General features: G+C 32.9%; 25 protein-coding genes and 1 tRNA gene. 9 read left to right on the forward strand and 17 right to left on the reverse strand.

The window, feature by feature from the left end; all coding sequences use genetic code 11:
* From AACZ41_RS04405 to AACZ41_RS04430, 6 genes are all read right to left on the reverse strand, one after another.
* Positions 1–232, reverse strand: a 232-nt coding sequence (locus AACZ41_RS04405; RefSeq protein WP_339626972.1) for a hypothetical protein, incomplete at its 3' end; no start/stop codon positions are given.
* Positions 233–312: 80 nt separating this feature from the next.
* Positions 313–891, reverse strand: a complete 579-nt coding sequence (locus tag AACZ41_RS04410; protein WP_339626974.1) for a mechanosensitive ion channel domain-containing protein — start codon at positions 889–891, stop codon at positions 313–315.
* A 4-nt stretch (positions 892–895) separates the two neighbouring features.
* Entirely contained in the window at positions 896–1,843 is a 948-nt protein-coding gene (locus AACZ41_RS04415; protein WP_339626976.1) for a septum formation inhibitor Maf, read from the reverse strand.
* 32 nt (positions 1,844–1,875) lie between these two features.
* Positions 1,876–2,463 (reverse strand): Maf family nucleotide pyrophosphatase, encoded by a 588-nt coding sequence (locus AACZ41_RS04420; RefSeq protein ID WP_339626978.1) that lies wholly within the window; start codon positions 2,461–2,463, stop codon positions 1,876–1,878.
* Positions 2,464–2,465: 2 nt separating this feature from the next.
* Positions 2,466–2,993: an HAD-IIIA family hydrolase gene (locus tag AACZ41_RS04425; RefSeq protein ID WP_339626980.1), complete on the reverse strand. Its 528-nt coding sequence runs from the start codon at positions 2,991–2,993 to the stop codon at positions 2,466–2,468.
* Positions 2,977–3,741, reverse strand: a complete 765-nt coding sequence (locus AACZ41_RS04430; RefSeq protein ID WP_339626982.1) for a DUF2520 domain-containing protein — start codon at positions 3,739–3,741, stop codon at positions 2,977–2,979. The genes AACZ41_RS04425 and AACZ41_RS04430 overlap by 17 nt, the downstream gene beginning before the upstream one ends.
* A 138-nt stretch (positions 3,742–3,879) precedes the next feature.
* Between AACZ41_RS04430 and ccsA the strand changes: the two genes are divergently transcribed.
* Positions 3,880–7,065 carry a cytochrome c biogenesis protein CcsA gene (ccsA, locus tag AACZ41_RS04435; RefSeq protein WP_339627699.1) on the forward strand — a complete coding sequence of 1,062 codons (3,186 nt, stop codon included), beginning with the start codon at positions 3,880–3,882 and terminating at the stop codon, positions 7,063–7,065.
* Position 7,066: 1 nt separating this feature from the next.
* Here the strand turns inward: ccsA and AACZ41_RS04440 are convergent, their stop codons facing one another.
* On the reverse strand, positions 7,067–8,338 hold the full coding sequence (locus AACZ41_RS04440) for a M14 family metallopeptidase (RefSeq protein ID WP_339626984.1): 1,272 nt from the start codon (positions 8,336–8,338) through the stop codon (positions 7,067–7,069).
* Between the two features lie 278 nt (positions 8,339–8,616).
* Here AACZ41_RS04440 and AACZ41_RS04445 point away from each other — a divergent pair, with 278 nt between their 5' ends.
* Both AACZ41_RS04445 and bshB1 read left to right on the forward strand, forming a co-directional pair.
* The gene (locus tag AACZ41_RS04445; RefSeq protein WP_339626986.1) at positions 8,617–9,777 is read left to right on the forward strand and encodes a PLP-dependent aspartate aminotransferase family protein; all 1,161 of its coding nucleotides are present in this window, start codon (positions 8,617–8,619) and stop codon (positions 9,775–9,777) included.
* A gap of 26 nt (positions 9,778–9,803) precedes the next feature.
* Positions 9,804–10,520, forward strand: coding sequence for a bacillithiol biosynthesis deacetylase BshB1 (bshB1, locus tag AACZ41_RS04450; RefSeq protein ID WP_339626988.1), 717 nt, complete (start codon positions 9,804–9,806; stop codon positions 10,518–10,520).
* Here the strand turns inward: bshB1 and AACZ41_RS04455 are convergent.
* Together AACZ41_RS04455 and AACZ41_RS04460 are read right to left on the reverse strand one after the other, a co-directional pair.
* A complete protein-coding gene (locus AACZ41_RS04455) occupies positions 10,517–12,607 on the reverse strand; it encodes a tetratricopeptide repeat-containing sensor histidine kinase (RefSeq protein WP_339626990.1) in 2,091 nt (696 codons plus the stop codon). The two genes, bshB1 and AACZ41_RS04455, sit on opposite strands and share 4 nt — an antisense overlap.
* A 249-nt stretch (positions 12,608–12,856) precedes the next feature.
* A complete protein-coding gene (locus AACZ41_RS04460) occupies positions 12,857–14,911 on the reverse strand; it encodes a tetratricopeptide repeat-containing sensor histidine kinase (RefSeq protein WP_339626993.1) in 2,055 nt (684 codons plus the stop codon).
* A gap of 154 nt (positions 14,912–15,065) precedes the next feature.
* On the opposite strand from AACZ41_RS04460, the gene AACZ41_RS04465 reads away from it, so the two are divergent.
* Positions 15,066–15,141 (forward strand) — tRNA-His (locus AACZ41_RS04465).
* Positions 15,142–15,274: 133 nt separating this feature from the next.
* Here AACZ41_RS04465 and AACZ41_RS04470 read toward each other — a convergent pair.
* The 4 genes from AACZ41_RS04470 to AACZ41_RS04485 are packed head-to-tail and all read right to left on the reverse strand — an operon-like array spanning position 15,275 to position 18,473.
* A complete protein-coding gene (locus AACZ41_RS04470; RefSeq protein WP_339626995.1) occupies positions 15,275–16,828 on the reverse strand; it encodes a M28 family peptidase in 1,554 nt (517 codons plus the stop codon).
* A gap of 56 nt (positions 16,829–16,884) precedes the next feature.
* Positions 16,885–17,322, reverse strand: coding sequence for a nuclear transport factor 2 family protein (locus AACZ41_RS04475; protein ID WP_339626997.1), 438 nt, complete (start codon positions 17,320–17,322; stop codon positions 16,885–16,887).
* 28 nt (positions 17,323–17,350) lie between these two features.
* The gene (locus AACZ41_RS04480) at positions 17,351–18,037 is read right to left on the reverse strand and encodes an SGNH/GDSL hydrolase family protein (RefSeq protein WP_339626999.1); all 687 of its coding nucleotides are present in this window, start codon (positions 18,035–18,037) and stop codon (positions 17,351–17,353) included.
* A gap of 13 nt (positions 18,038–18,050) precedes the next feature.
* Entirely contained in the window at positions 18,051–18,473 is a 423-nt protein-coding gene (locus AACZ41_RS04485) for a hypothetical protein (RefSeq protein WP_339627002.1), read from the reverse strand.
* Between the two features lie 149 nt (positions 18,474–18,622).
* Between AACZ41_RS04485 and AACZ41_RS04490 the strand changes: the two genes are divergently transcribed.
* Positions 18,623–19,078, forward strand: a complete 456-nt coding sequence (locus AACZ41_RS04490; RefSeq protein ID WP_339627004.1) for a hypothetical protein — start codon at positions 18,623–18,625, stop codon at positions 19,076–19,078.
* 9 nt (positions 19,079–19,087) lie between these two features.
* Here AACZ41_RS04490 and AACZ41_RS04495 read toward each other — a convergent pair whose 3' ends face one another.
* The 4 genes from AACZ41_RS04495 to AACZ41_RS04510 all read right to left on the reverse strand — a co-directional run bounded on the left by AACZ41_RS04495 (position 19,088) and on the right by AACZ41_RS04510 (position 22,718).
* The gene (locus AACZ41_RS04495) at positions 19,088–20,572 is read right to left on the reverse strand and encodes a carboxypeptidase (protein WP_339627006.1); all 1,485 of its coding nucleotides are present in this window, start codon (positions 20,570–20,572) and stop codon (positions 19,088–19,090) included.
* Between the two features lie 136 nt (positions 20,573–20,708).
* A complete protein-coding gene (locus AACZ41_RS04500) occupies positions 20,709–21,473 on the reverse strand; it encodes a TIGR02757 family protein (protein ID WP_339627008.1) in 765 nt (254 codons plus the stop codon).
* Positions 21,470–22,027 carry a CPBP family intramembrane glutamic endopeptidase gene (locus AACZ41_RS04505; RefSeq protein WP_339627010.1) on the reverse strand — a complete coding sequence of 186 codons (558 nt, stop codon included), beginning with the start codon at positions 22,025–22,027 and terminating at the stop codon, positions 21,470–21,472. Before AACZ41_RS04505 ends, AACZ41_RS04500 begins: the two co-directional genes overlap by 4 nt.
* Before the next feature lie 10 nt (positions 22,028–22,037).
* Positions 22,038–22,718 (reverse strand): ABC transporter ATP-binding protein, encoded by a 681-nt coding sequence (locus tag AACZ41_RS04510; protein WP_339627012.1) that lies wholly within the window; start codon positions 22,716–22,718, stop codon positions 22,038–22,040.
* A gap of 233 nt (positions 22,719–22,951) precedes the next feature.
* Here AACZ41_RS04510 and folE point away from each other — a divergent pair, with 233 nt between their 5' ends.
* From folE to AACZ41_RS04530, 4 genes are all read left to right on the forward strand, one after another.
* Positions 22,952–23,551, forward strand: coding sequence for a GTP cyclohydrolase I FolE (folE, locus tag AACZ41_RS04515; protein WP_339627014.1), 600 nt, complete (start codon positions 22,952–22,954; stop codon positions 23,549–23,551).
* A gap of 83 nt (positions 23,552–23,634) precedes the next feature.
* Positions 23,635–23,934 carry a hypothetical protein gene (locus AACZ41_RS04520; protein ID WP_339627016.1) on the forward strand — a complete coding sequence of 100 codons (300 nt, stop codon included), beginning with the start codon at positions 23,635–23,637 and terminating at the stop codon, positions 23,932–23,934.
* Positions 23,935–23,988: 54 nt separating this feature from the next.
* Complete coding sequence (locus AACZ41_RS04525) at positions 23,989–25,209, forward strand: sulfite oxidase (RefSeq protein ID WP_339627018.1); 1,221 nt, start codon at positions 23,989–23,991, stop codon at positions 25,207–25,209.
* The gene (locus AACZ41_RS04530) at positions 25,209–25,658 is read left to right on the forward strand and encodes a monoheme cytochrome C (protein WP_339627020.1); all 450 of its coding nucleotides are present in this window, start codon (positions 25,209–25,211) and stop codon (positions 25,656–25,658) included. The genes AACZ41_RS04525 and AACZ41_RS04530 overlap by 1 nt, the downstream gene beginning before the upstream one ends.
* Positions 25,659–25,679: the final 21 nt, after the last annotated feature.

Here is a 25,679-nt window from a genome sequence, read left to right on the forward strand (position 1 = left end):
CTCTTGTTAACGAAAGATATCCTGTTCTTGCCTTGTTATTATTTGATAAAAAGGAAATTAAACGTGTGTTCTCATCATCTGGGTGAGCGGCAATATATAATGCAGAACCTAAAAAGTTCAATTTTTCAATGGAATGATAAATATCTGCAGGCGAACTATTTCTTGGTACCTGAGAGGAAAGAGTGTTTAAAACAAATAGGCAACAGGTTATCAACCCTAATATTTGGCGCATTTTTGGATGGTTTTGGTCGTAAATCCAAATATAATAAGATTAGTACCTAACAGGGCTTTTTTACGACTTCTTTAACAGAATCAAATTGTTGGTTCTTCATCTTCATCGGTATTTAAAAACTCACCTTGGCGATAGGTTGAAATAAGAATAACACCTTTTTGAAGAACTAAGTTATTTGGATAGGTAAGAATCTCCCCATTATTTCTTCTTAAATGAAGGTGAAAAGCCCTAATATCTTCAATTACAAAAGAATCTAGCTCCGTCGAATTTGGGTCGATTAATTCTTTGTCCAAAATACGGATGGTGTTTCCTATTTTAAAAGGAAAGGAGAAAAAGATGATAACGCCTGCGGTGATATTACTAAGTATTGACCATTGTGCAAATAGTGCAACACCTATAACAGCAAATACCGAGGATAACAAAACTCCTAAATCCTTATAATTTACACTCCACACTAAAGTGAGTGCGACAACAGCAATAATAGTTAGCCCAATATTAATGAATTTGAGGATTAAATTGGTGCGAACAGGATTGAAATCACTGATTTTGCTAACTTTTCTTACCGCAGTGGAAAAAAGAAATTTTAATATAAGAATAACGATAAAAACAACAAGGCTATAGATAAGCTCGTTGTGATGATTGGCAATAAAGTTTTTCATAAAGTTATAATCCTAAACTGTCCCGCAAAGATAAATCCTTATTCGAATTTTGCTGCCAATAGGGTGTTGTAATCCTGTTAATTATTGTTGCTGTAGAGGTTAAAACTTTAGCTTTTTCTCCAAAACCATCTTTATAAGTATCCGTCCAACTTTCAATCGTGTAAGGAAATTTACTGCTGTAATTAATTTTTAAAGTACGTTCTAAATCCGGATAGGTAATTTCATATGTATATATATCATCAGCTTTCGTTATGGTGGTGATTGCCTTGTATGCCTTAAGTTCTTTATGTGTTAACCTTACAAATTCTAAGGAAGGAATCATTGTCAATTCACCAATAGGTAAATCCGCAGGATTGATTCTGATTTTATTCCAAAGTTCATTTTCAAGATTAGCTTTGCCTAAATGATAATCTTGATCTGCTTCAGAGCCAAAATAGGAGTGTGACATAATTTCAAAATCTTCCCTGTTGTTAAGTTGGGCATAAACATGACCACACCATTCTTGAGAAGAAAATGAAAGTTTCAGCGCATGTTGGTTATCATGAACAGGGTAAAAACTGCTTGTCATAATGGAATAAGGGTAAATTCCTGTGATATAATTTTTAGTAGCATTCAGTTTAAGTACGGGAATATTATTACTATCGTTAGTATCAGCTTTCACCTGTAGGCCGGGTAAGAATGGTTCGGTAACGAATATCATAACAGCATTTCCTTCTCTTATTTCGCCATACCTAGCTTGTTGTAATGAATAAGATGTTATTTCTGCTGTGCCATTGTACCAATAATCTTTGAATTCTTGTGAAAGCTGCTTTTTAGGTGCTTGGGTTTCTTTTTCCATGGTACCTATAGTCACCGAATCGCTCTTTTCTAAAGATTTTTCTTTGCATGAGGCTAGTAATAATACTATTCCGAAAATAATGTTAAGTATCGAATTGTGTTTTAGATTATTCATTATCACTATGTTTTAAAGTATTAATCTTAATTTTACTCTACCATCTTAGTTAATGTCTCATACACTAATGTAGTTGGTAGTCCAACTACATTAGTGTATGAGCCTTTTATCTCTTCAATGCCTATTAAGCCAATCCATTCTTGAATACCGTACGCACCTGCTTTATCAAAAGGAGCGAACTTTTCAATATAAAACTGAATTTCTTCGTGCGTTAAATTCTTGAATTTAACTTCAGTTATTGAATTCAATATAATTTGTCGTTCCATTGTAGTAAAACAAACAGAAGTAATTACCTGATGCCAATCTCCAGATAATTTCTTAAGCATTACTTCAGCCTCAGTATTATTTGCTGCTTTTGCCAATGACTCGTTATTATACCAGACCACCGTGTCTGACGTAATTAATATATCTTTAGTTTCTAACTCATTTTTAAAAGCACTTGCCTTTAATTTAGCTAAATAATCTGATATCTCAGCCGCTTTTAATTTAGATGGATAAACCTCTTCTACCGATTTTAGCCGTACCTCAAAATCCAGTTCCATTTCCTTAAAAAACTGTTGTCTTCTTGGGGACCCTGAAGCCAAAATTACATTATGCTTTTTAAGTTTTTCTTTCAACATAATTAATCGTTTGCAGCGCTAAAATGACTCATCCAATCGCCACGCACTTTTAAAACTTGTTCAATAACGTCTCGAACGCAACCATGACCTCCATTAATATGTGATATGTAATTACTTATGTTTTTTACTTCGGCAACCGCGTTTTGAGGACAAGTGGCCAAGGCTGCCACTTTCATAGGTGGAATATCAGGTATGTCATCACCCATATATAAAATGTTTTCTGCTTCAATATGATAAATGTCCATATACTCTTCGAGAGCATCAATTTTATGGTGGGCACCCATATAGATATCAGTTACGCCAAGTGCTTTTAATCTGCTGCGAACACCTTCATTGGTGCCACCAGTTATGATACACACATTATATCCTTTATTAAGAGCAACTTTTAAGGCATAACCATCTTTAACACTCATTTTACGAAGCATTTCACCATCGGTAGTAATTAAAAGACTTCCATCCGTGAATACCCCGTCTACATCAAAAACGAATGTTGTAATGTCTTTCAAATACTCCTTATAGCTCTTTTCCATGTTTCTCTTTAATTGCGTTGTTCAATAGGGTATAAAGCTCCCTTTGATGTGTGTTTTTAATTAATTGTAAGTGTTTGTGTAATGTTTTTTGGTCGCCACGTTTTGCTGGCCCAGTTTGAGATTCGTATGGGGTTAAATCATCTAGTTTAGCCGCAGTTTCTTTTATTAAGGGTTGTAATAGTTTAAAATCGATATTGTTTTCTTTGCAAATTTCTGCACCAATAGTATACATGTAATTGGTGAAATTATTTACAAATACTGCTGCTACATGTAAAATTTTACGTTGTTCAGAATTTACTTCTATAACAGTATCGCTTAGAGTTTCTCCCAAATTTCGTAAAAGATCAAGGTCTTTTTTATTGTTCGCCTCAATACATATGGGTATACTTTCGAAAGAAATGATTTTACCTTTAGTAAATGTCTGAAGGGGATAAAAAATTCCAGTTCGTTTACATTTACTTAAAATCTCTAAAGATGTTGCACCCGAAGTATGAACAATCATGCCATCTATATCTTTAAATTTTTCAGCTACTAAACCAATAGAATCATCTGATATAGCTAAGATATAGATGTCTGCTGAAGGTAACTGAGTAAAATCTGTGTTAATAGATACTTTATCCTTGGCAAAGGCCAAATGATTTTCATTTCTTCCTTGTACCTGTTTTATCTCCACATCGGCAACTTTGTCAAAAGCTTGAAAAAGATTTTGAGCGACATTGCCTGTTCCTACTATAACGACCGATATCATGCCGCAAAAATACAAAGTTTATTGAAGTAGCGTTGTATTAATATTAACAGTTTTCAGGTTGTTTAAAAGCAACAAAAGGCACACATAAATGATGAAAAGACCTTATTTTTGCATCTTGAAAATCAACGCCTCGCTTCAATGACGGAAATGTTCAAAAAAATATTTTTTTCTACTCGTTTAATGTCAATTCTGTTTATTGTTTTTGCAACTGCAATGGCATTCGGTACTTTCATAGAAAGTTGGTATAGCACAGAAACTGCACGTATTTGGATTTATAATGCCTTATGGTTCGAAGTCATAATGGTATTCTTCGTGATTAATTTTCTAGGAAACATTTCTAGATATCGTTTATTGCGATTAGAAAAATGGCCAGTTCTTGTTCTTCACCTTTCTTGGGTGTTAATTATTATTGGGGCTTTTGTAACCAGATATATAAGTTTTGAAGGGATGATGCCGATTCGTGAAGGAAAAACAGAAAAGGTTTTTTATTCCGATAAAACTTATTTAACGGTATATGTTGATGGTGATATTGAAGGAGAACCACGTAGAAAGGTATTGGAAGATGATTTGATTGTTACTCCTGAAGCTATAAAATCTAACTTACCATGGAAGGAAGACTTTAATGGAGAAGATTTTAAAGTTTCTTATGTTGATTTTATTTCTGGTGCTAAAGAAGGCCTTTTGCCTGACCCATCAGGTAAAAACTACCTAAAAATTGTAGAAGCCGGTGACGGTCAACGTCATGAGCATTATCTAGAAGATGGTAAAGTAGCTAGTATACACAATGTGTTATTTGCTTTGAATAATAATACGGAAGGTGCTATAAATATAAAAACTACCGATTCTATTTATCAGATATTGGCTCCGTTCGAAGGTAATTTTATGAGAATGGCAGACCAATTTCAAGGTATTTTGGTAAAAGATAGTTTACAGCCCTTACAACTACGTTCGCTCTATAATACTGCTGGTATGCAATTTGTACTGCCAGATTCTTTAACTCGTGGATCGTATGGTATCGTTGAAATTCCTGATGCAGAGAAAACTAAATTTGACCAAGATGCAATGATACTGGATGTTTCTGCAAATGGAGAAACCAAACAAGTAAAAGTTTTAGGAGGTAAGGGACCGTCAGATTTTAGTGAAAAAATAAAAGTAGGTGGGCTAGATTTTTCAGTTCGATATGGTTCTAAAATTTATGAATTGCCTTTCGGTATTAAATTGAATGACTTTATTGCCGAAAAATATCCTGGTACAGAAAAAGGCTATGCTTCTTTTATGAGTAGAGTAACGATTGCTGATGAGCGTCCTTTTGATTACGATATTTTTATGAATCATGTTTTAGACCATGAAGGTTATCGTTTTTTTCAATCTGGTTTTGATCCTGATGAAAAAGGAACAACGTTATCTGTAAACCATGATTTTTGGGGTACTTGGATTACGTACATTGGTTATTTTCTATTGTATATAGGGTTGATGGGTATTATGTTTTTTGGTAAAACGCGTTTTAAAGATTTAGCAGACTCTTTAGATAATATAAAAGTGAAAAAGAAAAAAATGTTTGGTGCCATCGCTCTTTTAATGGCGTTTTCTTTTTCTTCATATGGGCAAGACCAACATTCTGTTGATGATGGGCATGGGCATCAGCCGGCACCGACCAAAATGCAAATCGATTCTTTGTTGAAATCAAATATGGTTGCTAAAGAGCATGCTGATAAATTTGGCAAATTGGTCATACAAGATGATGGTGGGCGAATGAAGCCTATCAATACCTTTTCATCAGAATTACTTCGAAAATTAAGTCTTAAGGATACGTATTTGGATTATAATTCTGATCAAATTTTACTATCTATGATGATGAACCCTGCAGTATGGTATAATACAGAGTTTATCGCTTTGGATAAAAAAGCTCAGAATGATAGTATCAGGAAAATAATTGGAATTCCATCTGGACAGAAATATGTTAAAGCAACCGATTTTTTTGATGAAAAAGGGCAGTATAAATTAGAGCCGTTTTTAGTTGAAGCAACATCTACAACTAATCCGAATAAATTTCAACAAGATTTTAAAGATGCCAATATTCGATTGAGTTTGTTGAACCAAGCATTAGGTCAAGATATTGTTAAAATATTCCCCTTATTGGATGATGAAAATAATAAATGGATTTCGGCCATAGAATTTAGGGGAGGGCAGTACGAGATAAGGGATTCTCTCTATGCTAATTTCGTGAAAAATGCTATGCCTTATTACCTAATGACTTTGGGTAAAGCGCAACAAAGTGGTGATTACACACAGGCGGATAAATTGTTGGCAGCGTTTCAACAAAACCAGTTGAATCATGGTAGCGAAGTTTTACCATCGCAAAATAAAATTGACACTGAGATAATTTATAATCGATTGAACATTTTTAATAGATTGTATAAGTACTACGCCTTGGTAGGCCTGTTAATGTTTTTTACACTTATTTTTCAAATATTTAAAGACCGCTCTATTTGGCGTGTGGCTATATATTTCTTTAAAGGAACCATAATTATGTTCTTTTTATGGCATACTGCCGGTTTAGTTTTACGTTGGTATATTTCTGGTCATGCACCTTGGAGCGATGCTTATGAAAGCATTTTGTATGTAGCCTGGTCCACCATGGGTATAGGCTTGGCATTAGGTCGTAAAAGTGATATGACCTTTGCCGCTTCTGCCTTTGTTACTGCAATGTTATTATGGATTGCACACCAGAGTTGGATTGATCCTTCGATTGCCAATTTGCAACCTGTATTGGATAGCTATTGGTTAATGATTCACGTTGCCGTAATTGTGGGTAGTTATGGGCCTTTAACCGTTGGTATGATATTGGGGCTAGTTTCGTTAATTCTAATGATTTTGACCACAAAGAAGAATAAGGAACGTATGGCAATTAATATAAAAGAATTGACGATAATAACCGAATTGGCTATTACAACAGGACTTGTTATGTTGACCATTGGTAACTTTTTAGGAGGTCAATGGGCAAATGAAAGTTGGGGGCGTTATTGGGGATGGGATCCAAAAGAAACTTGGGCCCTTATTTCGATTATGATTTATGCCTTTGTAATACACACTCGATTAGTACCTGGTTTAAGAGGAAAATGGACCTTTAATTTTATGAGCGTTGTAGCTTTTGGTAGTATTATGATGACTTATTTTGGAGTTAACTTTTATTTGGTAGGTTTACATAGCTATGCCAGTGGCGCACAAGTAATTACACCGATGTTTATTTATTACCTTGTAGCAGGTGTTTTAGCATTAGGCGGAATTAGTTACTGGAGATATAAAGTGAATTTTGGTAAGTAAATTATTCCAACAACAAATCCATTAATTCTTCTGCGGCTATTTTACCTTTCAGTTTAAGAAAGTCTCTTGGCGTATTATCGCCTAGTTCAAAAACAATAGCAGGCATACCATGATTAACATAGAAGTAATTACGTGATACCATGGTAGGTTTTATTTCGATTGATGGTTTAATATTGGTATGTTTTTGAGGCAGGCGTTTGGTAATGTTATCAATCCAGTTAAAAACGATATCTCCTTTTTTGCCAATGATGGTAGAATCAATAGGGTAATAAATATCATCCCAAGTAGAATGAAAATCAGCTCCAAAAACAAACTCGTATCCTTCGTTTTCCTTTTTCACTAGAAAATCTCTGACACTTCTTGTTTCTGGTTGATTAAAATCTTGCCAATCTCTATTAAGATCAATGCCACCCATGTTATGCCGCCAGTTACCATTATCGACTCCATCAGGATTCATCAAAGGGACAACAAATAAATCATAATTATCTCTAAATTTTTGAGCTTTAGGCGAATCTCCGGCTAGGGTTTCAATAAAAGATTTCATTGCTAAAAATCCTGTAACTTCAGGTGGGTGCTGTCTTGAAATTACCATTACAGCTTTTTTATGTGGTCCATTACTGACTTCCAATAAATTCATTGCTCTTTTCTCTCTACTCTCGCCAATTGCATAATTGGAGATATAGTTTTTTGTGGACAAAGAATCTATCCATTTTTTTGTTCTGGTTGATCCATATAGTTCTTGAGCGGTAATATAGGTCGGTTTTACACCAACATTAATTTTTAATTCTACAAACTCTGGTGCGGCATTGATGCCGAATGTGCCAGTGCCTTTATTTAACACTGTAAAATTCACACTGTCCAGGGGAGTAAAGTTCTCTCCGTCAGTGCTGATTTTAGGATAATACCTACTTCTCGAATCTTGATAGGTCATTTTTATGGTAATCGTTTTAGGGGTGTTAGACCAAACTTTAAACGCATACCACGGACTCACATTTACCGGAGTATTCTCTGCTGTTATCAACGCAGTATAATGATTTTCGCCATCAGAAGTGATCCCATTTAAACGACCACTCTCAAAATCATTACTAAAAAATAGACTGTCATTTTCAAAAGACCAATAACCTTTCCACTGTTTTTGTACCGGTTTAGACAAAGTAGACACAATGGCGCTCTTTCCTTGACCTTGATACCCTATAGCTATAGGTTTTTGATTCTTACAGGCGATAAGCAATATTAAAATAAAAGGTATATATGTTAATTTTCTAGATATCATAACTTATGGGGTGTAATTATTTACAATATTATTGTGGTCTTTAATTTAAAATTTTAACAACTATATGTAAAACTATGAACTAATATTTAAAGAGATTATTTTTTACATGAATCATATTCAATTTCTTTTACAGATAAAATTGATAAACGTTAATTTTATGTCCTATAAAATAATATTACAGTGTCGTGAATAATATTTATTAGATAGTAAACCTTGGGTTCGTACATCAAAATTCTTTAATGACTATTTCTTACCTTTATTTTTTATAATTTTCTCATATGAATTCGAATAAAAAAGGATTGAACACCATTTGTACCCACGTTGGTGAATTAGAGGACAAACAACATCGTGGGGCGATATCACCACTTTATATGAGTACTTCTTATGCATATGAAGATGTTGATGTTAAGCGTTACCCAAGATATTTCAATACACCAAATCAAGAAGGACTTTGCAAGAAAGTAGCAGCATTAGAGCATGCAGAAGCAGCTCTTATTTTTGGTAGTGGTATGGCGGCGGTTAGTACATCATTAATGGCATTTTTGAAGGCAGGTGATCATGTAGTATTACAGCAAACTTTATATGGTGGTACGTATAACTTGGTAAATGAAGAATTCAGTAAATATGGAATTGAATATTCCTTTACTGAAGGATGGAAGGCCGAAGCTTTTGAGGCACAAATTAAAGAGAATACCAAGGTAATTTATATAGAGACACCATCAAATCCATTATTAACAATTACAGATTTGAAGGCGGTTGCAACTATAGCTAAGAAGCACGGATTAGTAACTATGATCGATAACACATTTGCGAGCCCCGTGAACCAAAATCCTATTGATTTTGGAATTGATATTGTAATCCATAGCGCTACAAAATATATGGGTGGTCATTCTGATATTTGTGCAGGGGCAGTTGCTTCTACCACAGAGAATATGGAGCGTATTTTCCATCTGGCAAAAAATTTCGGAGGTAGTTTAAGTGATTATACCGTTTGGCTATTAGAAAGAAGTATGAAGACCATGGGTATACGTGTAAGAGCCCAAAATGATAATGCGCTTGCTATGGCATATTTTCTTCAAGAGAACAAAGACATAGAAAAGGTTTATTATCCTGGTTTGCCAACGCATGAAGATCATGAAATTGCAAAGAAACAAATGAAAGGATTTGGCGGAATGTTATCGTTCGAATTGAATTCAAGTTTAGATGCATCTCTATTTCAAAAATCATTAAAATTGATAAAATCCTCGATGAGTTTAGCTGGTGTTGAAAGTACGGTAATATCGCCTACTAAAACTTCTCATGCATTAATGAGTACCGAAGTACGTGAAGAACAAGGTATAGCTGATGGGTTGATTCGTTTTTCTGTAGGGATTGAAGAACCTGAAGATTTGATACAAGATATTAGACAGGCCCTAGAAGCTATTAAAAAGATAGCATAAGCATCATTAGATAAAAAAAGGAAAGCATGAAGTTGGATATATTAGTTTTTGGAGCGCATCCCGATGATGCAGAACTTGGAGCGGGTGGTACAATTGCCAAAGAGATAGCCTTAGGTAAAAAAGTCGGAATTGTTGACTTAACCCGTGGAGAATTGGGCACAAGAGGATCAGCGGAAATTAGAGATAAGGAATCTGCTGCTGCGGCTATAGTTTTAGGTGTAGCCGTGCGTGAGAACCTAAAGTTTAGAGATGGTTTTTTTGTCAATGATGAAACCCATCAATTTGAAATAATTAAAATGATTCGTAAGTACCAGCCTCATACTGTTTTATGTAATGCTATTGATGATAGACATATTGATCACGGTAAGGGAAGTAAATTAGTAAGTGATGCATGCTTTTTAAGTGGATTAAGGCGTATTGAAACTAAAATAGGAGGGGAGAATCAAGTAGAATGGAGGCCTAAACTAGTTTATCATTACATACAATGGAAAAATTTGACTCCAGATTTTGTGGTTGATATAAGTGATTTTATTGAATTTAAGACAAATGCCATATTAGCATATACTTCTCAATTTCATGATCCTAATAGTAACGAGCCAGAGACACCTATAAGTAGTAAAACTTTTATCGAAAGCGTACATTATAGAGCTAAAGATTTAGGTCGTTTAATAGGTGTAGATTATGGCGAAGGTTTTACAGTTGAAAGAGTAATAGCTGTAGATTCGTTAGAACATTTAATTTAAGCAGATTTTTTAACAGGTTGTATAACTCTTGGAATAGTGAAATAGAAACTAGAACCTTTTCCTAAAGCACTATGCACCCATATTTTTCCATTATTTTTTTCAACCATTTCTTTACATAAAGATAAGCCTAAACCTGTTCCTTTTTCGTCGTTTGTGCCATAAGTGGTATGGGTAGAATCTTTTTGGAAAATTTTAGCCATAGTTTCTTCGGTCATACCCATACCATTATCCTTTACGTAAATTTCGCAAGTTTTTAGTTTTTGAATAGCCCCAATAATAATTTGACCGTTATTGGGTGTGAATTTTAAGGCATTGCTTAATAAGTTCCTAATGATGATATCAACCTGATTAGGGTCTGACCAAATTTGACAATTTGTCTCAATTCTATTAATTAATTTAATAGATTTAGATTCTGCAATTTCAGATAAAAGCTGAATATTTTCTTCAACGATGCCATCTAGTTTGGTTGACGATGGTCTGGTGGTTGATCCATTCATTTGGGTTTGCCCCCATGATAATAAGTTATTTAAAGTGAAAGATATAGAATCAATATCTACTTTAAGTTTTGGCACGAAATTTAAGAATTCATCTTTCGTCATTTCACCCTCCTTAAATAACTTTAGAAGCCCTTGAAAGGCACCAATTGGGCCTCTTAAATCATGCCCTATAATTGAGAATAATTTATTCTTAGTTTGGTTTAACTCGTTGAGATACGCCTGTTTCTCTTCTAAGTCAGATTTATTGGAACGTAGTTCTAAATTTAATTTTTTCTGTACCTGCTCGTTTCTATGTATTATGAATACTATTATAGAAAAGATTATTAGAATAATAATAAATATGTAGATGTAAATATTTTTTTTTGCTAATGTTTTTTCATTTTCTATTATTAGCTGTTGCTTTTGTTGATCATATTCCATTTTTGTCTTTAACATGTTCAAAGCTTTCTCATTGCTTGTCTTGGCTAAAGATTCAGACGTTACTTGAAAGATTTCATGATACCATAAAGACTTTTGGAATTCTTTTTTCTTTTTATAAATTTCGAATAATTGGTAGGTACAATCCTTAATTCCTGTGAGAAGTCCAATTTTCTTTGATAATTCAAACGAATTTAAAGAATATACCTCTGCAATACTATCCTTTTTTAGGTTTAAAAAAGCTTGGGTCATACCATTTAATAAATCAATTTTACCTCTGTCATCTTCAATTTCTTGATGTAGCAACTCACTTTGTTTGTACCAATAGAGAGCCCAAGTGTTTTTTTCTTTTTTCAAATAAATCTTGCCTTTAACCTCATAACAGTATGCCAACCAATCAAGTATCCTTTCTTTTTCAAAAATGGCTATACTGCTATTAATATTGAACATAGCATACTCAAGTTCATTCATTTCAGCATAGGTAGAAGCTATATTACTCATGGTTTCGGCCATGTAAATGGGATTACCGATTTCTTTATTAAATGCTTTCGCTTTTTTAAAGAAAACCATTGCTTGTTCAAAATCTTTTTGCTCAAGGTATAGATGAGCTATGTTTTCATTTACAATTGAGAGCAATTTTTTATAATTTAATTCTTCTGCAATTTCAATAGCTTCTAAATATCTTTTTAAAGAAAGTGCATAATCTCCTTTATAACCATATTCTTTAGCTAGGTCATTTAAGGCGTTTACTTTTAAATAAAGATTATTGTGTTGACTTGAAAGCTTATAAGCTTTTTTAAAATATGAAATCGCTTCATCAATTTTACCTTTGTTCGAGTGGTAACTGCCAAAATTAGAATAAGAGCGAATTATTCCGTTTATGTAATCTTTGTTTTTACTTAGACTAAGACTTTCTTTGCTTAAGGATAATAAGCTGTCTAAATTATGAAACCGATATTCAGATGCTAGTTCGATAAGGTTATGAATATATAGGGTATCTTTTGAATTTTTATTTGCTTGAGTTTTGCTTAGATTTATAAGTCTTAAAAGGCTATCTCTTTTAGAAACTTGAGCAGATAAAGTATTGTTAGATAAACTGAAAAGTAATATTACAAGAAGACAGCTTCTGCTAAGGCCGAAAAATAAAAACGTTCTTGAAATATTACTAATCATAGATAAGCTCTACTATTGAATTCATAAATTTAGAATAGAACTTATGGTATTAGCAATTATTGTTGTGAAACGTCAATTATTGTGTGTTTTATCGATTTAATGATGTATTTCATCGAAGAATTATTGTTTTAACTCCTAATTATTAGCAAAATAGATTCTCTAGAAGATATGATTGATCGATAAATATTAATGTGTTGACACATAAGAGAAGAGTACAAACTATTAAGATTGTTTTTCAAATATTATTGACTAAAATCGAGTAATTGACAAAGGTAGTTCTACAATAAAATGACTTCCTTCATTTATTTTACTTTTTACAGATATTTCCCCATTATTTTTGATAATCATTTCTTTTGCAAGTCGTAATCCAAGGCCTGTGCCTTTTTCTAAATTGGTGCCTGAAGTCGATATATGTTCAGTGTCTTTAAATAATTTACTTAATGTCAATTCACTCATTCCCACACCAGTATCAGAAATTTTAATTAATAAGTTTGCATATTTTATTTTAGAGGTAAGGGTTATTTTACCTTCGTTAGGAGTGAATTTTATAGCATTACTTATCAAATTTCTGAAAATCACATTAAATTGGTCGAGGTCTGCAAAGGCGCAATGATTTTCGATTATTTGGTTGTCGATTTTAATGTATTTCTTTTTAATTTCTTTGTTGAAGAAATGTAAGATATTCTCTATCTCATGGCTGACAGAAATTCTTTCTAATTTAATCGAACTTCCTATCATTTGATTTTTCCCCCAATGCAGAAGGTTGTCCATAGTAAATTGAACTTGTTCTAAATCATCTCTTAACTGAGGAGCAAATTTCTCAAAATACATTTTGCCTTCTGGATCTTCTATGTATAAAATAAGTAATTCTTTTAGTGAAATTATTGGCCCACGTAAGTCATGACCTACTATAGAAAAAAGACGGTCTTGATTTTGATTAATATTTGAAAGGGTTTTTTGGTTTTCCTTTAAAACGATAGCTTGATTCTCAAGTTTCCTGTTTAATAATTTTTCTCTTTTAACAGAATTTAAAATTATTAAAACTATTATAAATGATGTTAACAAGGCTGCCAATGACCATTTTACATATTTTCGTTGTTGGTCAATTGCTAATTCATTTTTTGCTTTCAGATCATCTTTTTCTTTTTCGAAATTCAACTTTGTATTGAGCATGTTTAAATTTCTTTTATTTTTTTCTATAAAAATGTCATTAGCCAGTTTTTCAGTTAATTCAAAGTATTCTAAAGATTTTGATATTTGATTTTGCTCTTTTTTAATTTGATATAAGATTCTATAGCATTTTTCTAAACCAGTATTAAGATTAAATGATGAATAAAGACTAAGACTTTTATTTATATTCTCTTCAGCCTTCGTAAGGTTATTAATCTCAAAATATGACCTAGCCAAGCCATAATAAATATCTGCTCTTCCTTTTATATCAGTATCAGAACTGTGAACACTTAGTGCTTTTTGGTAGTTATTTATGGCATCATTATAATTTTTTAATTTCAAGTATAATTGGGCTAAAGTAGAAAGAGAAAATGCTAACCATTCTTTGTTTTTGGAATATTCAAAATAATCAATACTTTTATTTAAGTAGTTTTTCGCTTTATCAAAATCCCCAGTTTGAATATATAGAAAAGCTAAATTGCTTGACAACATAGCATCCATATTCGCATTCATTGTTTTTTTTGATGACTCAAAAGCAGATGTGTAAAATAACATGGCTTCATCATAGTCTTCTAAAAGATTAAACATGGTGCCTAAATTCATGTTCATTAAAAAGGTATAGAACTCATTTTTATGCTTTTCACCAAGTGCCAAACCTTGCAAAAAATAAGTGTAGCTTAAAGGGTAATCTTGTTTAATGAAATATGCTTGACCTAAATGATTATAAACTTTCATTCCTATGATTGGATAATCTATCAATTCTTTATCGTTTAATAATTTTTGGCAGTATTCTATAGAATTTTTAGTATCCCCTCGATATAGGTAAAATGCAGAAAAATTTGTTAAAGCTTCTAGTTCTCCTTCTTTATAATTAATTGAATTACTTAGTTCTAAAGCTCTTACTGTAACAATTTTCATGGTATCTAAACCAGAATATCTTAATTGATATGATAAATTATTAATGAGGTCAATGTAGGAAGTACTATTTTCTGAATTATTTGAACCTTGAGAGAATGTCTTTATTTTTTCTTTAAAAAACTGAATACTATCCACTTGTGCAACAGTCGTATTGACATTAATGCATATAAAGGCGAAAAGTAAAAAAATGTATTTACGCGTAAGTTTAAATATCATTAATTGTCAAATTATAAAAAGTAAGCTTATGAAAATGTTTAACAATTTAATTAGAAAATTTTTAAGCATGATTATAATAGAAATATTTATTCAAATATCATTTATTATTTGTGAGTACTATTTAAAAAAATTACATTTGCACTCGCTTACAAATGGTGGTTGTAGCTCAGCTGGTTAGAGCATCGGTTTGTGGTACCGAGGGTCGCCGGTTCGAACCCGGTCTTCCACCCTAGAGCAAACTAAAAGTCTTGGATTTATTCTAAGGCTTTTTTGTTTTTATATCCGTTATTAACAAAGTATGTTTAATTTAAACAAAAAGGCCTGTTAACTAACTTTTTAACAGGCCTTTTTGTTTGATAGTAATTAGTCTACTATAATTCTTTGTTCTCTATTGGCAATCTCCCAAGCAGTATAATAGATAAGTCGTGCCCTGTTTTGTAATAAGTCATAATTTATTTTATCTGGTGTGTCACTTGGTCGATGATAGTCGTCGTGAGTGCCATTAAAATAAAAAATAATTGGAATATTATTTTTTGCGAAGTTATAGTGGTCACTTCTGTAATAAAAACGATTAGGGTCATTTTCATCATTATAGGTATAGTCCAATTCAATATTTGCAAATTTCGTATTCACTTCTTCTGAAAGATGATGAAGCTCTGAACTCAATTTATCTGATCCTATAAGATAAATATAGTTGCGGTCTCCTTCACGATTTGGGTCTATTCTACCAATCATGTCAATATTTAGGTTTGCTACGGTATTCGCTAATGGAACAATAGGCTCCATATCTGTATAATATTGAGAGCCTAGCAGTCCTTTTTCCTCACCAGTAACATGTAAAAATAGTATTGATCTTTTAGGTCCTTTACCAGCATCCGATGCTAATTTAAATGCCTCTGCGATTTCCAATAAAGCAACGGTTCCAGAGCCATCATCATCGGCTCCATTATTTATGTCGCCATTCGGAGAAATGCCTATATGATCTAAGTGTGAGGATATCACTAAGTATTCATTTGGTTTCTCTGTTCCTTTAATAAGTGCCGCTACATTTTCTGAGGTTATTTTATCGTTAGAACTTTCAAAACTTAATTGCAATGCTTTAATAAGTACTTTAGAAGTGTCATCAGTATCAATTGATGATAATATGTCTTTAGCCAACACCTGATCTATGTATAGGCTATAAAACTCTGGTGTGTTAGTATCAACAAGTTCCATTCGGTCATTGTTGTTCGTTTTCATAGACTCGAATCTGCGTTTATATCTGTTAAAATTGTCGGTATCATAATAAAGAATTCCTGTAGCGCCTTTATCAACGGCTATTTGAATTCTTTTAGTAAGTGATTCAGACATGTTGCTCCATATAGAAGCTTCGTTAGTTCCTGAAATTTTGTAGGTCCCATCAGAGTTTATAGGTTCTCCTGCTTTAAGTAATACAATTTTTCCTTCTACATTAATGTCTTTGTAGTTTGAGTAATTTGGTTCTTCGATACCATATCCAACATATGCAATTTCATTAGTAGAGATATTGGCTGCGGAAAAAGTTAAAACATGCTCGCCAATAGGAAAGTCTTTATCTTCTACTTTTATTTTACCTATAGGTAATTTCCTTATTTCTAAAGGTACTTCTTGAAAATATTCACCATCGGCTTTCGCAGCAGGAATTTTTAATTTTTCATATTCGGTCTTGATATAGGCTATCGCCATTTTTTGACCTGGCTCACCAGTTTCTCTTCCTTCAAATTCATTTGATGCATAGGTGAATAAATGTTCTTTTAATTCTTTTTCGGTAATGGATTCTGCAAAACTAATTTCTGACACTTCATTTGAAACAGTTTCAGTAGTCGCTTCTTTAACCGTTTTTTGAGAAGAGTTACAGGATAAGGCCAAAGTGACCAATAAGGTTAGTGCTTTTTTCATTTTATCTTTTAATCAAAATTTGCCAAAAATAATCAAAAGATAACTACTTTAAGTAATCAACAAGAAGAATCGGCAATGATCTTCCATTCTCCATCTATTCTTTTAAAAATAATCATAAACGTTCCTGTTGCATTGCCAACTTCTCGTGTTAAGTTATATTCTCCCATTACAAAGTAAGAATCAGGAGTAATGGCAGAAATTTTTGCAATAGTAAATTTTAAAGTACCTGAATAAGACTTGTCGGGATAATTTTTTAAATAACTATTTAATGTGTTTTCCCAACCAGATTTCAGCTTTTTGCCACTATAAAAGTAAAGTGAATCTGATTTCCAATACCCATCCATAAAAGACTCTAAATCATTATTACTCCAGTCTTTTTGTTGCTGATTTAAAACAGCAATTATTTCTTCTTTGTCTTGAACGCTATTGTTTTTATTGACACATGAACTTGAAATAATAATAATAATAATAACAGATAAGAGAATTGATTTCATAATAATTATGGTGAGACTTATCGCCTTTTTACTTTAAAGCCTTAGCGATTGCAGCTTCTACTAAAGGTTCCATTACCTTATAGCCTTCAACGGTTGGGTGTACTTCATCTTCAGCATATTTTTTAGGTAATCCGTTACGTTCATCAACCATGGCAGAGAAATAATCTAAATAAATATGACCTTTTAATTCTGCATATTCCTTAATCATTTTATTTAGGGCGATAATTTTGCCAGAAGGTTCTAAACCTGGTTTCCATGGATAATCATATGCAGGTAGGGTAGAAGATAGAATAACCTTGATGTCGTTTACTTTCGCCATTTCAGACATTCCTTTAATATTGTCCATAATCATTTTTAATGTCGAAGGTCCTGTATTACCAGCAATATCATTAGTGCCAGCTAATAGGATTACTACCTTCGGATGTAAATCAATTACATCTTGTCTAAATCTCACCAACATCTGTGGAGTAGTTTGGCCACTTATGCCACGGTTAACATAAGGTTTATTTGCAAAGAATTCTGGTCTAAGATTTAACCAGCCGATAGTAATGGAATTCCCCATAAATAAGATGCGATTTTCATTTTCTAGAACATTTGGTATTTTGGTGTTTTCCTCTTTAAATCGATTTAAGTCGGCCCAATCTTGTGAATATGAATGAGTTAACCCAAAAAGAGATAACATATAGGCTAATATTATATTATTTAAATTTTTCATTAATTGAATATTGTTATGAATTTTGAATTAGAGTTTTTTCTTCAGAAGTTAATTGTAAGCTATTGACTATGTTTTCTTTATTTGGTTTTTGTACGAATAAATAAGCCAATAAACATATAGTGATTACAACAGGTAAGGCATTGCCAGTATTAAAATAAACAAAAAGGCCTAGAAAAGCAGGAATTTCAATAAGAGCATATTTAAGATGCAATGCAGATTGATATTTCTTCAATTTATCCGTTAATTGACTTTCTAATTTTATTCTCGCTGTCATTTTTTTAAAAATCATTTGACTTCCAAAATAACCCAACAAGGCGAGAACGGGAACTAAATATAAGTACAAATTGTCACCATTAGTACTGGTGTTAAAGCTGTTAATTTGAAGTATGACCCAAATGGTAAAAATGCTGAGACCAGCAACCAAAAAGAGGTGCATGATTTTTAAGCTTTTAATAAAGTTCTTTAATTCCATATATTTTTAAAAATTCTAAGATACTATAAATTAAAATTAGTATAGATTTAGTTTAGTGATCATGACCTTTTTTTAAGTCGACCAATGTTTTAGAATCTCTATCTTTGGCAACTATGAAAAAAATATTTGCTTTCTTCTTTGTTTTAATATCGCTACAAAGCACTTATAGTCAAGTAGAGCAAGATAAGGTGCTTCACTTTCTCGGAGGCAATTTATATGGTTTAGTTGGCGCAGGAGTAGCTAGTCAAATTTCAGATGGCGATAGAACTTGGACCTTTATTGGGGCTATAGGAGGTAGTTTACTTATTGGCTTGGCAAAAGAAAGTATTGACCAAAAGCAATATGGTGGTTGGGACAATGCCGATTTGTTAGCTACTGTGTTGGGTGGGGCAACAGTGGGGGTTACCATCGATATTTTTAAAAAAAGAAAGCAGCGCAAACGAGATAAGCTTTTTAAAGAAGCTGTCGGCTATTCTGAATTAGAAATAAAAAAAACATTCCTAATAGAAAACGCTGAAATTAATTCTTTGTCTTTATTAGGAATGTCTAAAACGGTTATGGAAAAGTAAACTTATACGTTAGTATTTAGCACTCTCACCATTAGTCATAGTTTTTTCGATAAAATCGCGAATATCATTATTTGCAGATTTAAGATCTTCTCTTCTTAAATACATCATGTGACCAGAACGATAGCCTTTAAAGCTAAACCTATCCTTCATTCTTCCGCTTGGATCTACTTGCCACATTAGGTATTTAGCGTTAAAATAAGTTGTTGCACCATCATAATAACCTGATTGTACCATTACGTTTAAATATGGATTTTGTGCCATGGCCTGTCTTAGGCTTTCACGGGTATTCTCGTCAGAGTTGTCCCAAGGATGCACAGGGCCGAACATATTATATTTTACATCGGTCTTAAATTTCAGTTCTTCTTGTAAGTAATAGTTTATTGCTGGGGTAAAACTATGTAGCCAAGAGGTCAACTCAGAATTGTAATCAGGTCGCATGCCCAAAAGCTGCTTATCCATGCCTAAATATCTTGAATCTAATCTTCCAACGGTATAACCGCCTTTTTCCTTTAATAAATTCTTCCAGAAAAAAGAGGTAGGTACAGAAAGGTTTTGATCTATTATATCTTTCGTTTCCAAGCCAGAGTAAAAGGACATCTTTTTAGCAATTGATGCTTTTTCTTGATCAGATATAAATCCTCCTTTTGCCAATGCAGGAATCAAGGTATTAATTGTATAGTCTTCTGATTCTGGGAGAATATCCAAAAGGTCTTTCCCTTGTAATTCAGTTGGTAATGCTTTGTGATGCCAAGCTGCAGCCGTAAAATAAGGAAGATTTATTGCTTCTGCCACTGGGCCTTCGTTTCGTAAAATTTTATAATCGGCAGGAGATACTAGAATTACACCGTTTAGGTACATCCATTGCTTATTCTGCAGTTCTAATGAAAGACCCATAACCCTAGGACCACCATAACTTTCGCCAATTAAATATTTGGGCGAACTCCATCGGTTGTTACGGGTTACAAACGTATTCAGCCATTCTGCCAAATAAGTAATATCTGCATTGATACCGAAGAATTTTTTACGGTCTACTTCATCCCCAGATTCAGGAATTGTTCTAGAATAACCAGTATTAGCAGGATTCACATAGACAATATCCGCAATATCAAGAACTGAAAACGGATTTTCATTAACTCCGTATGGCTGAACTGGATAGCCTTCATCATCGATTTTCAATATTCTAGGGCCTGTGTATGCAAGATGCATCCAAACAGAGCCAGAACCTGGTCCGCCATTAAAAGAAATTAATAAAGGCCTAGAAGCACGGTCTTTAATATTATTTCTTGTGTAATAGGTATAATGTAACGAGGCAATTGGTTTTGCATTTTCATCCCATACAGGTTGTGTTCCTGTTTGCGCAGTGTAAGAAAAAGTTGCGCCGTTAATAGTAGCATTGTGCTGTGTAGTAATAACGGTGTCAATCGGTAATGTTCTAGACTGTGCCAGGGTAATGGTAGTTACCAAGCAAAGGGATAATTGTAAAATTTTTTTCATGGTTTTCTAAGGTTCTGTTGATAAACGAAAATAAGAATAATAATGTTAATCCTAGTTTTAGGATAGTTGAATACGCTGAAAATATTATTTCATTAATTCTAGTAACTTTTTTATCGTTAAATCTTTAAAAATGTAATTAAAATTTCTCAAAAACACCTAAACCAAATAATGCATAATCATATTTAACTGGATCTTTTGGATCCAGTTTTCTTAAATTTTTATCTAGCTCGGCAAGTGCTTTGGCATCATTTTGTTTTCGTTTTAGTAAACCAAGTTTACGGGCTACATTACCCGAATGTACATCTAATGGACATGACAACTTTGAAGGGTCAATATTTTTCCATAAACCAAAATCTACATGTGTTGATGCATCTCTTACCATCCATCGTAAAAACATATTTATTCTTTTCGCAGCTGAACCTTTTAAAGGGTCAGAAACATGTTTAGTAGTGCGCTGTTCAAATGGTAATTCAAAAAATAATTCTTTGAATTTAGCAATAGAAGGTTGCAAAGAAGTCTTTTCTTGGTATTCAGTAAATATGCCCTCTAAACCATTATGATTTGAATAAATGTTTTTAAGGCTTTGAATAAAATACTTTAAGTCATTGCCATTGAAAGTTCTGTGCACAAAATTTGCCAAATTATCTAAATCATCATCGTTGTGGTTTAAAACAAAGTCGTGAGGACTATGCCCCATTAATTCCATTAATTTGTGAGAATTATTAATGATACTTTTTCTATTGCCCCAAGCTATAGTGGCAGTTAAAAAGGCACTGATTTCTATATCCTCTTTTTTAATAAATAGATGTGGTATTTGAATGGGATCGGTATCTAAAAATTGAGGGTTATTATATTGAATAACCTTTTCATCTAGAAATACTTTTAATTCATGTTTTGTCATTCTATTGGAATATCTAAAAACTTAACTAGTAATAAAGGAATTATTAGTACCATATTGTAACAGGCATGAAGTGCCATTGACCAAATTAATCCAAATTTCACACGAATATATCCTAGTATGAAACCTACACTAACCTGTGGCGCAACCAGTAAAGGAGAAAGTAATAAAACCTGAGTTGTCAATTCAAAATTACTAATATGTACGAGACCAAAGGCAATCGTAAATATGTATAAAGCGGTAGAAAAATACTTGGAATTTTTAAAAAATAGTAAAGGACCTCTGAAAATTAATTCTTCAAGAAAAGGAGCAAGGATAACAGCTAAGACAAAGATTTTAATTTCTGAATTATTATCGAATAAATCATCAATGGCATGCTTACCTACTTCTATATTAAATATGTTTTGAATTACGCTCGCTATAATTAACAAAAGAATACTTGAGCCAAGTGCCAATACTAATAGTTTAGTAAACAACCTCAATTTATCTGCGGTCTGTGAATTCACATCTTGCTCATAAATAGGTTTCTTAACGAATGCAATAAGTTCTTCAAGCATACAATTTTCGTTATGCCTCTATTACTGCTTTATCTACTATTTTGCCATCTACCATAGTTAATTTACGATCTGCCATTTCAGCTAGTTCTTCATTATGGGTAACAATAACAAAAGTTTGTCCGAATTTTTCTCTTAAATCAAAAAATAATTTATGAAGATTATCTGCACTTTCAGAATCTAGATTACCGCTTGGTTCATCTGCAAATATTATAGAAGGGTTATTTATTAACGCACGTGCAACAGCTACACGTTGTTGTTCACCTCCTGATAATTCTGAGGGCTTATGATTATATCGGTGAGATAACCCCAAAAAATCTAAAAGTTCTTTAGCTCTTTTTTCAGCGTCAGATTTAGGCGTTTTTTTAATGAATGCAGGTAAGCAAACATTTTCTATTGCGCTAAATTCTGGAAGTAACTGATGAAATTGAAATATAAAACCAATGTGTTCATTTCTAAACTTGGCTAAATCTTTATCACTTAGGTTAGTGGTTTCAATACTATTGATTAATAATGTACTATCACTTTTATTTGATTGAACATCCAAGGTGCCAAGAATTTGTAATAAGGTAGTTTTACCTGCGCCAGAAGCCCCAACTATAGAAACGATTTCTCCCTTTTTAATATGAAGGTCTACGCCCTTTAATACTTCTAACTTGCCGTAATACTTATGAATGTTAGAAGCTTTTATCATTTGAAATGGGTTGTGTTATTTTAATTTATTGATATCTTCAAAATTAATGAAAAAGGAGCATGGTAAAAATTGTATTTAGGTTTTACTTTATAGATGGAATTTTAAAATATATGTAAAATTCAAATTAAGTAGTTTTGCTTTTCGTATTTATGATAATTTTAATGTTGTTGATAAAAGAAAACATTAATTTTGTTTAAGATAAGTATAAATATATTAAACATAAAATAAAGAGTATGTCCCCTTATAGAAATTTAGAAGAATACAATCTTGAGATTACCGACGAAGTTAAAAGTAGATATTCTTCAATTATTAACGAAATTGGCGAAGATGTTGGTAGAGAGGGTTTGGTAAAAACACCAGAACGAGCTGCCAAAGCAATGCTTTTTTTAACCCAAGGCTATCAACAGGACGCGGTTGATATACTAAAAGGGGCAATGTTCAAAGAGTCTTATGATGATATGGTTATTATAAAGGACATTGAACTTTATTCTTTATGCGAACATCACATGCTTCCTTTTTTCGGTAAAGCACATATTGCTTACATTCCCAATGGTCATATAGTTGGTCTTAGTAAAATACCACGTGTTGTTGATGTTTTTGCAAGAAGACTACAGGTACAAGAACGATTAACCCATGATATTTTAGAATGTATTAATAATACATTAAAACCTAAGGGTGTTGCAGTTGTAATTGAAGCTTCTCACATGTGTATGATGATGCGAGGTGTTCAAAAACAAAACTCTGTTACTACCACTTCTGGTTTTAGAGGTCAGTTCGAAAAGATCGAGACAAGAAACGAATTTCTTAAATTAATTGGCACCAAACTTTCTTAAAACAGGTCACATTCAGTAATTATTTATTTTAAAATTATGGCATCTTTGTTGCATTCCAATTAAAGAATAACTACTTTTTAAGTATGTCAATTTCAAAGAATAAAAAATATAAGCAACTTTTAATGGGGTTGCTTTTTGATGGTATAGGTATGCTATCATTTGCTATACCATTTTTAGGTGAATTTTCAGACATTGTGTGGGCACCTTTCTCCGGTTGGCTAATGACCAGAATGTATAAAGGCAAAGTAGGGCAGGCCGCTGGTATATTTAATTTCGTTGAAGAAATTATTCCGGGTTTTGACATTATACCGTCATTTACATTAATGTGGTTATATACCTATGTTTTTAAAGGCGTCAAAAAAGAGCAGACCATTGAAGTTTAAATAGCGCATATTTTCTTACTAAATAACTTAACTTTATCTCAAATCTAGTATGTTTTGAAGAGAAGAAGTTTTGTTGCAAAATCAGGTTTAAGTACACTCGCTACTTTACTTGGTGTTGATATTGTTTATAAAGAGTTAATACCGAAAGGTTATATTCCGGTAGCGCTACAGGAAATAGACCCATTTGCCTTATTTAAAAAAGATGAAGCCATGGTCGTTTTAAACGATAAACCGTGGAATATGGAGGCACAAGCGCATCTATTAAATGATACTGTTACTCCAAATAAATACATGTTCATTCGAAATAATGGACTACTACCCGAAAATATTGAAGAGAGTTCTTGGGAACTTAAGATTGATGGTGAATCGGTAGTTGAACCGAAATCTTATTCTTTATCCGATTTAAAAACGAAGTTTAAACATCATACCTATCAGCTTACATTGGAATGCGGTGGTAATGGAAGAAGTGAATTCAATCCGCCAGCGAAAGGTAATCAATGGACCATTGGTGCAGTCTCTTGTGCTAAATGGACCGGGGTTCGACTAAAGGATGTTTTAGCTGATGCAGGAATAAAGGATAATGCGGTTTACATTGGTTATCACGCTGCAGATATGCATTTAAGTAGAAACCCTACTAAAGAACCTATTTCAAGAGGAATACCTATGTCTAAGGCATTACAAGATGAAACATTACTGGCCTTCTCTATGAATGGAGAAGCTATACCGTTAGTACACGGTTTTCCATTACGATTAGTTTGTGGCGGTTGGCCAGCTTCAACTTCAGGTAAATGGTTGCACACCATTAGTATTAGAAATAAGGTGCATGATGGTGAAAAAATGCAAGGTAGTTCTTACCGAGTACCTTGTGAAACTGTTGCGCCCGGTGAAACTGTTGCAGATGAAGATATGTGTATCATTGAATCTATGCCTGTAAAATCATTAATTACATATCCAAAGTCTGGAGCAATTATTAATGAAGGAAAACCAGTAAAAATAAACGGACACGCATGGGCGGGTGAATTGGGTATACATCAGATGGAGTACTCCATTGATTATGGAACTTCTTGGAAATCTGCCATCTTAGAAAAGCCTGTGAATAGATTGGCATGGCAACATTTTAATGCAACGGTATCTTTTCCCAAAATAGGATATTATGAAATTTGGGCTAGAGCCACCGATTCTAACGGTAATAAGCAACCGATGGTTTTGCCTGGTTGGAACCCAAAAGGTTATTTGAATAATGCCTGTCATAGGATTGCTATAAAAGTCGTGTAATGCAAGAGAAGGAAAATAACGATGGAATCGTTTTTAAGCCCATATTTAAGATTATATTATTGATTTTTACAAGCTTTATACTATTTGGGGCTTTGGCTATTATTTTCTTTGGACCAAAACAATCTGAAGTTGAAATAGGTGAAGAAGAACCAGAATTAATTGAAGATGGTATTCATGTTCGAACAGGTTTAATTGAAGCGGACGGATTACAAACAGTAATTACGAACTGTACTTCGTGTCACTCATCTAAGTTGATTATTCAAAATAGAATGGGGGAGGAGCAATGGAATGCAACCATACGATGGATGCAGAAAACTCAGGGTTTATGGCCTTTAGGTGAAAATCAAAAAGTGATTGTAGATTATTTGACGAAAAATTATCCTGTTTTAGAAAAAGGAAGAAGACCACCGTTGACTAATATTGACTGGTATCAATTAGAGGGTAAGTGATATTTTAAAAAAAGCCCCATA

This window comes from uncultured Maribacter sp. (genome assembly GCF_963974015.1).
Classification (GTDB): domain Bacteria; phylum Bacteroidota; class Bacteroidia; order Flavobacteriales; family Flavobacteriaceae; genus Maribacter.